Raw genomic sequence first — 16,230 nt, 5'->3', positions numbered from 1 at the left:
CCTTTCCCGTCTCCCCTTGCGGGAGAAGGTGGGCGGCAGGGCGAGCGCCGATGCATCGCATCGAGCCCCCTTCCGCATCAAAAGGAAACTGCGAGGCAGCCTTTGCGGGACCACCTCGCAGCCTATCAAATTACAAGTCCATGGCCGGCAGAAACCCAGCCTCAGCCCTTCAGCGCCGCGCGGAAGATCGCCTTGGCGGCGTCCACCGTCAGCTCCACCGGATTGCCGCCTGCCGTCGGATCGACCACCGCCATGGCGGCGATTTCGTCGAGGCGTTCGTCGTCCACCTTGAGGCCGGACAGCGTGTGCGGGATGCCGATTTCCTCGCGCAGGCGCAGCACCCACGCCTTGAAGGCGTCGAAGCTCGGCGTCAGTCCAAGATAGGCGGCCAGACGACCGATACGCTCTTCGATGGCCGGACGGTTGAAGTCCAGCACATAGGGCATGAACACGGCATTGGTCAGGCCGTGGTGGGTGTCATAGATGGCGCCCACCGGATGCGACAGCGCATGCATGCCGCCGAGGCCCTTCTGGAAGGCGGTCGCGCCCATGGCGGCGGCCGTGATCATCGCGCCGCGCGCGGCGATGTCGGTGCCGGTCTTCACCGCCGTCGGCAGGTTTTCCTTGACGAGGCGGATGCCCTCGATGGCGATGCCGTCGGCCATCGGGTGGAAGCCCGGCGCGCAATAGGCTTCAAGGCAGTGCGCCAGCGCGTCCATGCCGGTCCAGGCGGTGATCTTGGCCGACAGGCCCACCGTCAGCTCCGGATCGAGAATGGTCACCTTCGGCATCATCAGCGGATGGAAGATCACCTTCTTGGTATGGGTCGCCTCATGGGTGATGACGCCGGCGCGCCCCACTTCCGAGCCCGTGCCCGAGGTGGTGGACACGCAGATATTGGGGAAGATGCCCTTGGGGTCGGCGCGGGTATACCAGTCGCCGATGTCCTCGAAGTCCCACATCGGCCGGGTCTGGCCGGCCATGAAGGCGATCACCTTGCCCACGTCCAGCGCCGAACCGCCGCCAAAGCAGATCACGCCGTCGCACTTGCCAGCCTTCAGCGCGTCGATGCCGGCATAGACATTGCTCTCCACCGGATTGCCCTTCACATCGGCAAACACCGCCGTGGTGAGGCCGGCGTCGCGCAAGAGCTCGATCGCCGCCTGGGTCATCGGCAGGTTGACGAGGCCGGGGTCGGTCACGAACAACGGACGCGAGATCCCCGCCACCTTGCAGGCCTCGGGCAGTTCCTTGATACGGCCGGCGCCGAAGCGGACGGCATTGGGATAATTCCAGTTGGCACGGATGGTCATGGCAGCTTTCCGTCTTTGTTGATTTTGCCCTCGGGGAACCCCTCTCCCTGTCCCTCCCCCGCAAGGGGGGAGGGAACGCGGTTGGAACGAAGCGCCCACTTGGAAACGTCTTTTTTCAACTATGTCATCGTCCCCTCCCCCCTTGCGGGGGAGGGACAGGGAGAGGGGTGGCCCGCACCCAACTCCCCGCCAGAGCCTCACATCACACCGGCGCCTTGCGGGTGTACCAGCTCTTGGGCCGGGTCAGGCCGTGGAAGCCGAGTTCGGACAGGGCAGCGCCGCGGCCGGTGTCCTTGACGCCGGTCCAGGTCAGGGCCGGATCGAGATAGTCGCAGCGGTTGGTGAACACCGTGCCGGTCTCGAGCTGGGCACCGATGGCGCCGGCCGCATCGAGATCCTCGGTCCACAGCGCGCAAGTCAGGCCATACTTGGAATCGTTCATCAGCTGAACGGCTTCCGCATCGTCCTTCACCTTCATGATGCCGACCGCCGGCCCGAAGGTCTCCTCGGTCATGAACTCCATCTGGTGGTTCACCGAAGTGAGGATCTGCGGCGCCAGGTAAGGCGTGCCGTCCGCGTCGGCCGGGAAGGCCTTGGGATCGAGATGGGCCACCGCGCCACCGCGAAGGGCCGACGCGATCTGGTCGCGCACCGTCTTGGCGCCACGCGCACGGGCCAGCGGGCCGAGCGTCACGGAGGGATCGGTCGGATTGCCGAGCACATAGGACTTGGTGAAGCTCACCAGCCCTTCGACGAACTCGTCATAGACCTTCTCGTGCACATAGACGCGCTCGATGCCGCAGCAGCACTGCCCCGAATTGAAGAAAGCGCCGTCGGCAATATTCTCGATGGTGAACTGCATCTTGGCGTCGGGCCGCACATAGGCCGGATCCTTGCCGCCGAGTTCGAGGTTCAGCGGGATGAACGTGCCTGCCGCGGCCCGTTCCATGGCCGCGCCACCCGCCACCGAACCGGTGAAGGCCACCATGTTGACCTTGCGCGAGGCAATCACCGCCGCCGACTGGTCATGGTTGAGCACGATGTGCTGGAACACGCCCTCCGGCAGACCGGCGGCGTCAAAGGCCTTCTGGAAGCGCTCGGCCACCAGCAGTGTCTGGTCCGAATGCTTGAGCACCACCGCATTGCCCGCCATCAGCGCCGGCATCACCGAATTGACGGTGGTGAGATACGGATAGTTCCACGGCGCCAGCACGAAGACGACGCCAAGCGGCTCGCGGGTGATCTTGCGGTGACCGCCGTGATCGCCGAACTCGAGACCGCTGTCCAGCGGCGCAAGGCTCTTCTCGGCGATCTTGGCCATGTGGCGCGTGCGCACTTCCACGCCGTTGAGCTCATAGGGCGTGTAGCGGATCGGTCGCCCCATCTGCCAGGTCAGCTCCTCAGCGATTTCCGCCCGCATGGCCAGCATGGCTTCCATCGCCTTCAGGCAGAAGGCGATGCGCTCGTCGAGCGGGCGCTTCATCCAGCTCTTCTGGGCGTCGGCGGCAAGACGGAACACGCGGGCCACCTCGGCCTCGCTTGCCACCTTGCGTTCGGCATAAACCGAACCGTCGACGGGGGAAATCAGCTTCATGACTTCGGACATTTTGGACAACTCTTGCGGTTTTCAGGTCTTCGACTGATGGGCCGAGGCTGAAAGTCCTCGGAAATCCGGCAGCAGAGCGAAGGGCAACCGCCGGCCTTGAATGTGGTGTCGGCGGCCTGCATGTCCGGCCACCGAACGAGAAATCGGCCCCGATCATAGGGCCGACCTGCTCGCTTTTGAAGCCGGGACAGCACCGCCCCGACCAAAGGTCAGTAGCGCTCGAAACCGCGCTGCAGCTCCCAATCGGTGATACGGCGGTCGTACTCGAACTGCTCCCACTCGGCCGTGTGCACATAGTGCTCGATCACGTCGGCACCGAAGGCCTTCTTGAGCATCTCCGAGCCCTTCAGCGTTTCGATCGCCTCGCGCAGGGTCTTCGGGATATGCCGGATCCCGTCGGTATTGTAGGCGTCGCCCGAGAACTCCGGCTCCAGTTCCATCTCGTTCTCGATGCCCGACAGCCCTGCAGCCAGCATGGCCGCGAAGGCAAGGTGCGGGTTGATGTCGGCGCCACCCATGCGGCATTCAACACGGATGCCCTTGCTTTCCTCACCCACCACACGGAAGCCGGCGGTGCGATTGTCGGCGCTCCAGATCGCCTTGGTGGGGGCGAAGGTACCCACCTGGAAGCGCTTGTAGCTGTTGATGTAAGGCGCCAGGAAATAGGTGATCTCCTGCGAATGGTGCAGAAGGCCTGCCAGATAATGCCGCATCAGCTTGGACATGGTGCGCGTCTCGCCTTTGTCCAGGAACAGGGGACCGTTGGCGTCCCACAGTGACTGATGAACGTGGCAGGAAGAACCGGCGAGGTCATAGGCATACTTCGACATGAAGGTGACGGCCTTGCCCTGCAGATGCGCCATCTCCTTGATGCCGGTCTTCATGATCGCATGCTCGTCCGCCATGGTCAGCGGATCGGAATAGCGGACGTTGATCTCTTCCTGCCCCGGGCCCCACTCGCCCTTGGAATTCTCGATGCGAACACCCGAGGCCGCCAGCTTGGTGCGGATCTCCCGCATGAAAGGCTCTTCATAGGTGGTCGGCAGGATGCCGTAGTCCTCGATGTAGCTGGTGAAGGTCTTGAGCTGGCGCCACCGCTTTTCGCCGGCGCTCTGATAGCTCTCGTTGAAGAGATAGAACTCGAGTTCCGAGGCCATGAAGGCTTTCCAGCCCTTGGCTTCGAGCCGGGCAAGCTGCTTCTTCAAAATGGCGCGCGGGCTGTGGGGGATGTCGTGGTGATGGTGATTCTGCACGTCGCAGACCACCATGGCCGTACCCGGCAGCCAGGCCACGCGGCGCAGTGTCGCCAGATCGGGCTTCAGCACGAAATCGCCATAGCCCTGCTCCCAGCTGGCGGCCGCGTAGCCGGGCACGGGCTCCATGTCGATGTCGACGGTCAGCAGGTAGTTGCAGGCGTGCGTCTCTTCATAGGCTTCGAGAAAATACTCGGCGTGAAATCGCTTGCCCATCAATCGGCCCTGCATGTCGATGAACACGACATTGACGGTATCGATCGAGCCAGCGGCCACTTCCTGCCGCAAGGCTTCCAGGGTCAGATTGCCGGACATTTTGAGAACTCCTCCCCGCTTTGGGGCTTTTTGCTTGTCTTTCGTTATTGATGGGGAGGCCAGCCGTTACTCCCGTGGGCTGGCCTCCCCAGGTCTCGATGGATCAGTCGACGATCACGGTTTCACCGACGGCAGCCTCGGCCTCATGGATGGCCTTCTTGCGCTTGGCGATCATGTCGCCGATCGGCGGCCCTTCGAAGCGGCGGTTTTCATAGGCAAACCACACCACGACGGACAGCACAATGAAGCCGAGCGTCACGTAGAGCACCTTGTCGTTCGGCGGCTGGACGGCAATATAGATGATCAGGGCCATGCCAAGCACGGCACCGAGGGCGACCAGCTTGAACAGCCCTGCCCCCAGATTCCACGGCCCCGCGCTCGGCCACTTGGAGCTGCCGAACACGACGGCACCGCAGGCGATCGGGATCACGAAGGACAGGAACAGGAAGATCAGGGTGGCGTTGACCACGATCGAATAGAGGCTGGCACCGCTCACCGAGATGAACAGGGCGCCCCAGACGAACAGGATTTCCAGAACCGCAGCCGTCCAGATGGCCGTCACCGGCGTGCGGAACCTCGGGCTCACCGACGAGAGCGCGGTCGAACCGATTGGCATGCCCTTGTCGCGCGAGAAGGCGAAGATCATGCGCGACGCCGAGGTCACGGTGGCCAGACCGCACAGGAACTGGGCGATGAAGATGGCCACGTAGAGCACTGTCACCAGCCAGGCCGGCATGATGGTGTTCACGGTCCAGAAGAACACGTTCCAGCCCTGCTTGGCGCCTTCGGCCATGTCAGGGATGGCGATCACGAAGGCCGACAGCATCACCCAGCCGGCAAGCGACGACCAGACCACGGCCGAGATCATGGAGCGGGGCACCGAATGGGCCGCCTTCATGGTCTCTTCCGACGTATGGGCAGACGCGTCATAGCCGGTGATGGTGTAGATCGGCAGCAGCAGGGTCAGCGCGAAGATGTAGAGCATGCTGTCCGACTGCGGCCAGACCGACCCGCCGATCTCGCCGGAGTAGTTGGTGAAGGTCCACAGGCGCGAGATGTCCCAGCTCGGCGCAAACGCCAAGCAGGCCACGGTGAGCACGGCGGCCGTGATCAGGATAAGCGTACCCGAGAAGTCGGTGAGCTTGGCAGTCAGACCGATGCCGAAGTGGTTGATCAGCGCCTGAACAACCGTAAAGCCGGCCACCAGAAGAACCTGGGTGCCGGGCGAGACGAGCCCATCGGGACCGAGCAACCCGAGTTGGGCACCGAACGTGCCGCCGAGGAACAGCGCCGTGCCGATGTTGATGGCGCCAAGCACGGTCACGAGGCCGAGCAGATTCAGCCAGGCCGTGAACCAGCCGATGAAGCGGCTGCCAAGGATCGAACCCCAGTGGTAGAGACCGCCGGCGGTCGGATAGGCCGAGGCGATCTGTGCCATGCCAAGCGCGAACAGGCCAGACACGATGCAGCCAACCGGCCAGCCGATGCCGATGGCACCACCGCCCAGACCGGACGTTGCCTGTGCCAGCGAGTTGATGCCACCCGACAGGATGCAGATGATCGAAAAGGAAATGGCGAAGTTCGAGAACGAACTCATGCGCCGTTCGAGTTCCTGGGCATAGCCCATGGAATGCAGGACGTGGATATCGTCCTTCTTGTCGCTATCACTATAGCCCGACATGGCTTCAGTGCCCCTCTGGTTGAACCGGCGACACGTTTGTCACCGGCTTATGCTTGCGTTGCCGGACATCCGGCACCGCCCCCTGAACATCGACTGATCACGGCTTGTCGTTTGTTATTGCCGCAGACAGTCGTTCCGCCCATTGCCTGCAGGCCTCTTTCGTGCCGATCAGGTCATTACGGATCTCGATCATCACGCTGTCGAGGCCGCGCGATTGCGCGTGCTTGTCCAGCGTGAAGTAGACTTCGTCCGACGGGCTGTAAGGCTCATTGGCCTTTGCAATCAGCCCGCCCTCCGCCTCCAGGGCCTTGAGAACGCGCCGGCCGAAGGCGTCATCCCGGTCGAACAGCACCCCCACATGCAAATGTCGCGCCTGCCCTTTGAAGACGGGCGTGAAGGAATGAATGGCGATCACCGCGATCTTGCCGCCGCATCGCTCGGCCTGCTGCTGCACCACCGCCGCCAGCGCTTGATGATAGGGTTCGTAGATCGTCTCGATCCGGAGCGCGAGGTCTTCGGCGGTGATACCCATGTTGCCCGGAATGGGCGTGTCTTCACCGATCTCCGGCATCATCGTCGCCGACCCTAGCGGTCGGTTGAGATCGACAACCAGGCGCGAAATCGTCGCGGCCACCATGGGCGCATCAAGTTGCTCGGCGAGGAACAGTCCGACATCCTTTGCACCCGGATCCCAGGCGACGTGGCGCAACAACACCTCGCCATCCAGCCCCAGGTCTGCCCAGTGTTGGGGCACATGGTTCGACGCGTGGTCAACGACCAGCACGAAGGGCGCACGTCCTCCTGCGTTGATGACTTCATACGGCGTCGGCGTCATCGGCTACCTCGTCCCTGCATCGCCGCCGGTTCTGTCTGAACTCTTGTGCGGCCCGTACCACCGATCTGACCGACTGTGCCGACCCAAACTCGATGGTTGCGCCGCCAAGCTGCAATGCTACCCTGCCCTGGGAGGCAAATGTGATCACGATCCGGCGCGCTGTAACAATCTGATCATCTATGCTGAATGAGTCAATTCCTGTAATACAAATTACAGAGCCGAAACCATATGGCCGGGAGGACCGACGGGTGGGCGCTGACGACATCACCATTGCCGAACGAATTCGCGCCCAGTTGCATCGCTTCACACCGACCGAGCGCCGGGCTGCCCACAGTCTCCTCGCCAACTATCCGGTCGCCGGTCTCGAGACGGTCGCCGAGTTCGCGCGCCGCGCCACCGTCAGTGCGCCGACGATCCTCCGCTTTGTCGGGCGCCTTGGCTACTCCAACTACCCGGAGTTCCAGCGCGCCTTGCGTGACGAACTCGACAAGCAGGGCCAGTCACCGCTGGCAAAGAGCAGCTATGGGGGCGCCGAGCCCGATGGCAGCGGCCCGAATGCCGCCTTCTGCGGGGCGCTGATTGACAACCTGCAGACCACCTTCAGCCACATCTCCGAGCCGGAGTTCCACACCGTCGCCAATCTGCTCGGCGATCGCCACCGCCGCGTCGGCGTCATCGGCGGCCGCATGTCGGATGCGCTTGCGCGGCTGTTTGCCGCGCATCTCGCCGTGGTCCGTCCCGGCGTGATGCATCTCGATGGCCAGCCCTCCAACTGGCGCGACCTGATGGTGGACTACGGACCACGCGACATCGTCGTGGTCTTCGACATCCGCCGCTATCAGGAGGACCTGACCGCGCTTGCCGAGATAGCAGCCGGCAGAGGCGCGACGATCATCCTGCTTACCGATCAGTGGCTCTCGCCTGTCTCGCGCCACGCGCGTCATATCTTCTCGGCACGAATCGAGGTCCCCTCGCGCTGGGATTCCATGACGTCGCTGCTCGGCATTGCGGAAGCCCTGCTCGCCGCCGTCACCGAAGGCCGCTGGGAGGAAGCCAGCCGCCGCATTGCCATGATCGACAGCTTCAGGAGACTTCCATGAGCGGCACCACCCTAGTTCTCGGCGGCGCCAGATCGGGCAAGAGCCGCCTTGCCGAGCGTCTGGTGCGCGAGCGGAGCGCGGGCACGCCGATCTATATCGCGACGGCACAGGCCTTCGACGCCGAGATGGAAGAGCGCATATCGAGACACAAGTCAGATCGTGGCCCAAATTGGATCACATTGGAGGAGCCCCTCGACCTGCCGGCAGCGATCGCCGAAGCCGGCCAGGGCTCTGCCGCAATTCTGGTCGATTGCCTCACCCTTTGGCTAACGAACATCCTCCTGGCCGACCATTCGCTGCCCGACGCCTTTGCGCGCCTGGAATCGGCACTTGCCGCCGCAAGGGCGCCCATCGTCCTCGTCGCCAACGAAGTCGGCCTGTCCATCGTGCCGGACAATGCCCTTGCCCGCCGTTTCCGCGACGAAGCCGGCCTTCTCAACCAGCGCGTTGCCGCCGTGTCGGGCGAGGTCTACTTCGTTGCCGCCGGGTTGCCGCTGAAACTGAAATGATGATCGCAGCAGCCCGCATGTGCGGCTTTCCGCCAGAACCAGGCCGATATGGATAAAATTTGACTGCAATGTCAGCAGTTAAGAGTGACTCGAACGTTAACCGCCACTATCCTGCCATTGTCTCATTCCACACAGGGCCGCTGACTTTTTAGGCGCGTTATGGAGGACGGCCTGATGAAAAGTTAACCTTTATTACTAAATGGTAAACACACTCATTACGGTTTATGATAACCGGTCAGAACGTTTGCAGGCCCCGCCAAACTTGGCAAACAAATTGCTAAGAGGCATCTGATCCTTTAATGCAGTGCAAAATTGGATCAGTCAGTATGGTGCAGTGCAAACCTGCCATGCATTTTAGGGCGGTACGCCGTCTTGAAGATGCTACGGTTCATACCGTATAGGGTTACTGCTTGGTAAATGAATTATTCGATAGGCTGCGGCTTTTGCGCGGCCAATGAGCGAAGCGAGATGCGGCAACATCCACGAAGCTCTTGTTTGTATTGGGGGCGTTATGCGTTTGAGCGAAATGCACACTGATTTGATGGGTGCTGGAGCGGTTTCGGGAACTGACCTGGACAGACTCTCCGACAAGCACAGTTCGGCCGTGGATAGTCACCGCAACGACATGCGTGCTCGTGCGCTTGCCGCCAGGCAGCAGTATGAGCGCCAGTCCGCCCGGCCGGCAGACACAGTCAATCTTGTCCCGGCCTATGCTGGATATCAGCCGGCGGCGTCCGCCGTTGCCGACCGAAATCTGTCTCGCAATGTCCAGCTGGCCGTAAAGCGCCTGTTCGATATTCTTGCGTCACTGGGCGGTTTGATCGTCCTGGGTCCAATGCTGATTACCGTGGCCTTGATCATCAAGGCGACCAGCCGTGGCCCCGTGTTCTTCCGCCAGAAGCGGACGGGCTACAACAACGAGCTGTTCGAGATCCTGAAGTTCCGGTCGATGTATACCGATCGCTGCGACATGAGCGGCGTCGCGCAGACCACCAGCAATGATCCGCGCATCACGCCGATCGGTCGCATCCTTCGCAAGACCAACATCGACGAGCTGCCGCAGCTGATCAACGTGCTGCTGGGCGACATGTCGCTCATCGGCCCGCGCCCGCATGTTCCGGGCATGTTGGCCGCCGGCATGACCTATGAAGAGCTGGTCGACGACTATGCCGATCGCCACATGATGCGTCCGGGCATCACGGGCCTTGCCCAGGCCAACGGCTTCCGTGGCCCGACCACCGAGCCGGAGCCGGCCATGATGCGCGCAGTGCTCGACCTTGAATATTGCCGCGAGTTCTCGCTGTGGCTGGACGCCAAGATCCTCGTTCGCACGGTGATCAGCGAACTCAAGGGCGGCAAGGGCTTCTGAAAGAGCCCAGCTGTTGAAAAGCACAAAAGGCGCTCCGGACGTGATCCGAAGCGCCTTTTTCATTGTCGATACCAACACAAGATCGTCGGTCAGGCTTACACCTTGCGCCAGATCCGCGGGCTCTCGGGCGACTGGATCATTTCAAAGCGATAGCCGGTCCGATCCCACGGCTTGATCGCCTTTGACAGATTGTCGAGTACGAAGTCGCCACGGTCGGTCCGGACCACCAGAATTGCATGATAGGCCCCTGAACGCTGATAGGCGGTGGCCATCAGCACGGACGAAGAGGGAAAGCCCATCTGCAACAGACGCGCGCGCTTGGCCAGTGCATAATCTTCGCAGTCGCCATATCGACCGCCCACCTTCCACACGTCGCCCTGCGTCTCCGCCTGCGGAATGATCGCCGCGTTCACCTGAAGGTTCACGCCATTGATCTTCTGCAACATCTCCGGCGTCAACCGGACGGTGCCCGACGTCGTGACAACGCCGCGAGGAGCCCGAGCACGGCAGACCGACGGACTGCGCTTGCAGAGCATGAACTCACCGAAGGGCTCGACCACTGCGCGGCCGAAGGAAATCTTGCCGGCCAGAGGCAGTTCGATGGCAGGCTTCGGTATATTGATGAAACCGGCCTGAGCCTCACCCGCTATCAGCAGGCAGACTGCAGCTGCAGCCATGACTTTGAGAGTCTTCATCATGTTTAATCCGCCTTTCCCTGAAGCGTTCTTATGGGAGGCAATTAAACACACGGACATTTAGATACGGTTAGACTAAATGGAGAATCGCATCTTAACTACAAACCTCAGTTTTAGATGAAATTGCTTCAATTTTTACACAAATGCATTCAACCAATTGATTTTAAATGGAACTCTTCCGTACCTGGGTCGATTGAGCGACACCGGCAGCGAGAATTGTAAGGTAAAACAGCACGACGGCTTCTATCTGCATGCTGAAATCGACAAGGGAATGAAGGCCCACAAGCACCGTTGCGCCAACGGATGCTGCGGGAATTTCCCACGACTCCTGGCGCCGGATCGTGGTGCTCAGACAACGCCAGGCGAACAGAAGCACGGCAAGCACAACACAGATCGCCAAGGGGATGCCCAGGTCCACCGACAGTTCCAGGTAAAGATCATGCGCCTTGTCCCACACCACGTCGGAACTCACAGGCAAATGGCGAACGGCATTGAAGGTATCCTTGAAGCTACCACCACCACTGCCCAACCAGGGATGCTGTGCAATCAACTGGCCGGTCTGCTGATAGGCTGACATGCGGATGTCGGCCGACTGATCGACATCCCACAGGCGCTCGAACAGAATCCCCCCGGTCGCCGTCAAACCGACACCAGCCAGAACAATGCCGGCAATCGTGACAAAAGCCACAGAGCGCCTGGCCCCCGACGCCCGGAACAGTGACAAGACCAAAACCGTGACAGCACCCGCGCCAGCAACGAAAATGCCCATGCGCGACTGACTGACGGCCAGGCCGAAAGCGATCACCAGCATGCCTATGGTCAAGACACCGGACCGCCCGAACACGAGATCGATCCACCTCACGCGCCCTTGGTTCCCGCGCAGCCCATCTCCAAAAAGCAGAGCGATGCCGATCACGATGCCGAGCCCGGAAAAGGTCGCAAATGTATTGCGGTTGACGAAAGTGCCGGTCGCATTTCCCTCGTAGGCCGTCTTCTTGAAGAAGAGCAGAACGTCGCCAAACTGATAAAGCGATGCCAACGCCAGCAGGCTCTCTGCCACCGCCACCCAGAACAGTACATTCAACAGTCGGTGCGCCCTGCTGCGATTCACAAAGACCTGGACCGCCAATACGAAGAACAACGCGTAGGTTACATAGCGAACCAACATGGCGAAGGTCTCGCCCGGCGCGGCGGATATTGCACCGCCACTACCGCCGTCCAGATTGATCCACGATGGATGAGGCAAAAGACCGAGTGGCAGGATCTGCAAGGCGAGCCAAACCACAGCCAAGGTGAAAAGGACAACAGGCAAGCCAAGGTCGGAGAGTGCAATACGGGGGCGAACAGATTTCCGAAATAGAGAGACCGAATAGGCAGCACCAATCAATGCCACGACAAGCGCATTGAACATCCAGAAAAACGGCCGATTGCTTCCCAAGGGTATAGGCGCAAAAGCAACAAAGGCGATCAGAGCCCAGCCAAAATAATCATGCTCACGGCCACCCATTGAAGAAATTCGACCGAGGCTTCTCTCAGAAAAATGACTCGCCATTGCATACCAGCTAAACTGCGCCTGCGCGGACAAGCTGGTTTATCTCTTGATCCGCCCAAGCAAAACCGAAATTCAGAAGATACAGGACCGTCATTGCGCAACAATTTCACAATAGCCGGATTCTGACCTCGACTGGACTAGATAAGACAAGACCGACAGTAAGAGCAACAAAAACAAAAGAGATTTGCGAAATTAATCATCAGGGGCGGATTTTTTGTGCAAGCGCGAAAGGCGCCTTGAACACATACGCGTTTTATTGTAAATGGATTGTGAAGAGCGGCGTGCATCGAGTCCGCCGGGAGCATGGGCTCTCTCGGCATCATTATTGAGTAGGAGAGTAATATGAAGAAGCTGATTTTGACCGCGTCCATGGCTGCTGCCATGGCTTTTGCGTCCACGTCCTACAGCCAGGCCGCCTACAGCGATCTTCCGTCGAGCGTTCGTAACGCCTTTGGTGGTGTGTCCGCCGGCTGCGGCGCGAAGGGTTCCGCTGCCAAGTGCGCCGCGGCTCTGGCTGCCCTCAAGTCTGCCTTGGCTGCTGCCAACCTCACCACTGCGCAGATTGCCGTTGCTGCCGAGGCTCTGAAGGCCGTCAGCGGTCTGCAGAACACCGCTGCTGCTCAGACGGCGTTCAACGATCTGCTGGCGTCGAACCAGAACCTGGCCGATGATTTCCAGACGGCTACCGGTTCGATCACCCCGGACGAAGTGACCAGCGCCAACTGATCCTCGTTTCCGGATATGGATTAAAAGGCCGCGTCCGTTCAGTCGGATGCGGCTTTTTCGGTATATTGGGTTCCATATGCCGCAAGGCGTTCTGCTTGACCGTGACCGACCTTGGTAGGCGCACCACGCAGTCACCCCAGATGGCGGCAAATTTACCATAGATGGTAAAATCTCTAAAATTTTGAACATTTTGCAAACTGTCTTGGGTAGCCATCTGCCAAAGACAGGCAGCTTGGGCTATGTTGCTCTGCAACATTGCCTATAAGCCGTCCGGCCCGAGGGAAAGACTGTAATATGGATCAAGCGGAATTCGATATTCGCGGCATCATCGGCTTGATACGTCGGCAGATTGGCCTGATCGTTTCCACGATCGTCATCGTTGCAGGATTGGCTGCACTTTATCTCTTCATGCAGACTCCGATCTTCACCGCATCGACGATGGTGCTGGTCGATCCGCGCCAGAAGAACGCACTCGATCCGCAAAGTCAGGTTTCGCTGCTCCCGACCGACAACGCGCGCGTCGAAAGTGAAGCAGAGATTCTCAAGGCTCCCTCGACGTTGCTTGATGTCGTCAAGAAGATGGATCTGGTCACGGATCCGGAGTTCGGTGTCAAGCTGAGTACCACGGACAAGCTGCTGACCTTCTTCAAGTTGAAATCTGAAAAGGACATCATCGCCAATCCTGAACGGCAGGTGCAGCAGGTCCTCAACAATTTCACCAACCGCGTGTCGATTTCCCGCAAGGGCCTGACTTATCTCATCGGAATCAGTGTCGATTCCGCTGATCCCAAGAAGGCGGCCGACATCGCCAACGCTCTGGCCGCCAGCTACATCCAGAATCAGGTCGACGCCAAGATCAGCAACGCCTTGACCGTGCGCGACGCTTTGAGCCGTCGCCTGGCCCAGGCGTCCAGCGACATCAACGCCACCGAGAACAAGATCGACGCCTTCGTCAACGAAAACCTCGACAAGGTTGCCAGCGACAGCACGCGCTCGGACATCTCGCAGATGCGAAGCCAACTGGACCAGTTGAAGGCTGACAGCCTCGGTGCAGCCAACGTTTCCTCGGAGCTGACCTCACTGGCCGCCCGCAAGGACTGGGCGTCCATCGCCGATCAGCTGAACTCCGACGCCATCAAGTCTCTCCAGTCGCAAGCCGCCCGCATCGAAGCTGCCATGAACGGTATCGATGCCGGATCGACCAAGGCCGCAGACCTGCGCAAGCAGCTGGACTCGCTCGAAGGCCAGCTGTCGGGCCAGGTGTCGCAGGAGATCGGCACCCTGCAGCAGAAGATCCAGACCAATCAGGAACAGCAGGACAAGCTACGCTCATCCCTGCGCCAGACCGTGTTGAGCAGCAACCTGTCCAACGACGTCATGGTCAAGATCTACGAGTTGCAGCAGGAATCGCAGGTCTCCAAGACCCTCTATCAGGACCTGTTGCAGCGTTTGCGCGGTGTTGAGGCCCAGGCCGATCTGCAGCTCGCTGACAGCCGCGTCGTGTCCGAGGCTTTGCCGCCCAACTCTCCCAGCTCGCCGAAGACGAACCTCATCCTCATGCTCGCCCTTGTCGGCGGCCTTGGACTGGGCGTCGGTCTTGCCTTCCTCAATGAGAACTTCGTCGGCGGCTTCACTTCCGACCAGCAGTTCGAGGCTGTGACGGGCGTGCCGGTCATCTCTTCGGTGCCGGTCCTGTCTCACGCCGGCAAGACGGTGAGCGACCGACAGCATGTGGTCGACGAACTGGTCGATCATCCGTTGACAGCTTATAGCGAATCCATCCGCCGTATCCGCCTTGGCCTTGAGAACATGCTGCGTCGCAAGTTCCAGGGGCAGGAGGTCAAGGGTGGTCAGGTCATCATGGTCGGCTCGGCCGTACCTGGCGAAGGCAAGACCACCACGGCCGTTGCTCTGGCGCGCGCCTTCGCCCTCTCCGGCAAGCACGTGCTGCTCATTGACTGCGACCTTCGCCGCCCGGCCGTCGCCGGTGCCCTGAAGATTGAAGCCGAGAATGGCCTGGGCGACTATCTCGCCCTCGCGCTCGACACCCAGTCGATCCGTCAGTTCGTCACCAAGGACAGCGTGCAGGGCCTGGAGATGATCCTGGGCACCAAGAAGCACCGCACCCCCACCGACAGCCTGATCGAGACCGCCCAGTTCAACTTGCTGATGGAACTCGCTCGCGAGCGTTTCGAGATCATCATCCTCGACACCCCGCCGATTCTCCCGGTGGTCGATGCCCAGTATCTGGCAACCCGCGCCGACGTCGTGACCCTGGTCGTGCATTGGGCAAGCACCTCGCAGCGCGAGGTTCGCTCGGCTCTCAACGACCTGAAGACCACCGTGGGCGACGATCTGCTGATCGCCGGCGTGTTGTCCAAGGCCGAGCTCGGCGTCGGCTCCTATCGCAACAAGTACAACAGCTACTATTACACGTCGCCCGACGCCTGACAGCGTCGGTATCGATCGCGTTCAAGCCCGGCAGATCTCCGACCTGCCGGGCTTTTTTGCGTCCGCCTTGCGCGAGATGCCCTCGGGAGCCTCTTCAGAGCGAAGGTGCGCTGGGTTCACGGAACAAGCCATCCCGCAGCAGCCGCAACTGCTGCGCCACAAACCCGTCCACATCGCTCGGCTCATTGGGATGCATGACGCCCGAAAGCACCAGCCAGAGGCAGGGCGACACCAGGGTCAGCGCCGTATTGCGGCTGGCAACATGGGCGTGAAAGACCCCGGCCGCCGCTCCCTCCTGCAACAGCGACAGACAGAGCTCCGCCGCATGGTCCACGGTGGCGCGGAACTGCCGTTCGATCACCTCCGGAAAGCGCTCCCTTTCGGCGATGCTCAGCACCAGCAGCGACCGCAAGCGCTGGTCCGACGCCGAGGACACGTTGAGATGCACGATCAGCTGTTCGAGCCGCTCCGCCACATCGCCATGCAGCTCGGCGACATGGTCATCGGTCTCGCGCCGCATCTGCGCGCCGAACGTGTCGAGCACCGCTGCAAACAGCACCTCCTTGCTCGGAAAGTAGAGATAGACCGTCCCCTTGGTCACGCCGAGGCGGGCCGCGATGTCCTCGACGCGCGCACCAAGAAAACCCTTGGCAGCAAACTCCTGGAATGCCGCCTCGACAATTTCAGCCGGACGTGCCTCCTTGCGCGCCTTGCGTACGCTTCCCTTGACCATGATCCCCCCAAAATACCCGCGCACGCAGCCATCCTGCTGACGCAGTCGTTCGCCAAGATCCGTCTTGCCACGCCTTGCGCCCGCACTGGCAA

At 60.9% G+C, this 16,230-nt stretch carries 13 protein-coding genes; 5 read left to right on the top strand and 8 right to left on the bottom strand.

All coding sequences use genetic code 11. The features are described from left to right. Positions 1-161: 161 nt before the first annotated feature. The 5 genes from L2I41_RS08680 to L2I41_RS08660 all read right to left on the bottom strand — a co-directional run bounded on the left by L2I41_RS08680 (position 162) and on the right by L2I41_RS08660 (position 7,003). A complete protein-coding gene (locus L2I41_RS08680) occupies positions 162-1,313 on the bottom strand; it encodes an iron-containing alcohol dehydrogenase (RefSeq protein WP_237153141.1) in 1,152 nt (383 codons plus the stop codon). 202 nt (positions 1,314-1,515) lie between these two features. Further along, entirely contained in the window at positions 1,516-2,919 is a 1,404-nt protein-coding gene (locus L2I41_RS08675) for an aldehyde dehydrogenase family protein (RefSeq protein WP_237153140.1), read from the bottom strand. 209 nt (positions 2,920-3,128) lie between these two features. Continuing rightward, a complete protein-coding gene (locus L2I41_RS08670; protein WP_237153139.1) occupies positions 3,129-4,487 on the bottom strand; it encodes a glutamine synthetase family protein in 1,359 nt (452 codons plus the stop codon). A 103-nt stretch (positions 4,488-4,590) separates the two neighbouring features. Continuing rightward, complete coding sequence (locus tag L2I41_RS08665) at positions 4,591-6,168, bottom strand: amino acid permease (protein WP_237153138.1); 1,578 nt, start codon at positions 6,166-6,168, stop codon at positions 4,591-4,593. 97 nt (positions 6,169-6,265) lie between these two features. Then, positions 6,266-7,003, bottom strand: a complete 738-nt coding sequence (locus L2I41_RS08660; RefSeq protein WP_237153137.1) for an N-formylglutamate amidohydrolase — start codon at positions 7,001-7,003, stop codon at positions 6,266-6,268. A 248-nt stretch (positions 7,004-7,251) separates the two neighbouring features. Here L2I41_RS08660 and L2I41_RS08655 point away from each other — a divergent pair, with 248 nt between their 5' ends. The 3 genes from L2I41_RS08655 (at position 7,252) to L2I41_RS08645 (ending at position 9,981) form a co-directional block, all read left to right on the top strand. Further along, positions 7,252-8,103, top strand: a complete 852-nt coding sequence (locus tag L2I41_RS08655; RefSeq protein WP_237153136.1) for a MurR/RpiR family transcriptional regulator — start codon at positions 7,252-7,254, stop codon at positions 8,101-8,103. Further along, a complete protein-coding gene (cobU, locus tag L2I41_RS08650; RefSeq protein ID WP_237153135.1) occupies positions 8,100-8,612 on the top strand; it encodes a bifunctional adenosylcobinamide kinase/adenosylcobinamide-phosphate guanylyltransferase in 513 nt (170 codons plus the stop codon). Before L2I41_RS08655 ends, cobU begins: the two co-directional genes overlap by 4 nt. A 625-nt stretch (positions 8,613-9,237) precedes the next feature. Further along, the gene (locus tag L2I41_RS08645) at positions 9,238-9,981 is read left to right on the top strand and encodes a sugar transferase (protein WP_237153134.1); all 744 of its coding nucleotides are present in this window, start codon (positions 9,238-9,240) and stop codon (positions 9,979-9,981) included. Between the two features lie 95 nt (positions 9,982-10,076). Here the strand turns inward: L2I41_RS08645 and L2I41_RS08640 are convergent, their stop codons facing one another. Beyond that, a complete protein-coding gene (locus tag L2I41_RS08640; RefSeq protein WP_237153133.1) occupies positions 10,077-10,676 on the bottom strand; it encodes a transglutaminase-like cysteine peptidase in 600 nt (199 codons plus the stop codon). 163 nt (positions 10,677-10,839) lie between these two features. Beyond that, the gene (locus tag L2I41_RS08635) at positions 10,840-12,261 is read right to left on the bottom strand and encodes an O-antigen ligase family protein (RefSeq protein ID WP_237153132.1); all 1,422 of its coding nucleotides are present in this window, start codon (positions 12,259-12,261) and stop codon (positions 10,840-10,842) included. A 309-nt stretch (positions 12,262-12,570) separates the two neighbouring features. On the opposite strand from L2I41_RS08635, the gene L2I41_RS08630 reads away from it, so the two are divergent. Further along, entirely contained in the window at positions 12,571-12,954 is a 384-nt protein-coding gene (locus L2I41_RS08630) for a hypothetical protein (RefSeq protein WP_237153131.1), read from the top strand. Between the two features lie 294 nt (positions 12,955-13,248). Next, positions 13,249-15,405 (top strand): GumC family protein, encoded by a 2,157-nt coding sequence (locus L2I41_RS08625; protein ID WP_237153130.1) that lies wholly within the window; start codon positions 13,249-13,251, stop codon positions 15,403-15,405. 94 nt (positions 15,406-15,499) lie between these two features. Here the strand turns inward: L2I41_RS08625 and L2I41_RS08620 are convergent, their stop codons facing one another. Next, positions 15,500-16,138 carry a TetR/AcrR family transcriptional regulator gene (locus tag L2I41_RS08620; protein ID WP_237153129.1) on the bottom strand — a complete coding sequence of 213 codons (639 nt, stop codon included), beginning with the start codon at positions 16,136-16,138 and terminating at the stop codon, positions 15,500-15,502. Between the last annotated feature and the right edge of the window lie 92 nt (positions 16,139-16,230).

Source organism: Oryzibacter oryziterrae, from assembly GCF_021864535.1.
Taxonomy (GTDB): domain Bacteria; phylum Pseudomonadota; class Alphaproteobacteria; order Rhizobiales; family Pleomorphomonadaceae; genus Pleomorphomonas; species Pleomorphomonas oryziterrae.
The sequence above is the reverse complement of the archived record's forward strand: the minus strand, read 5'-3'. Positions and strand labels throughout refer to the sequence as shown.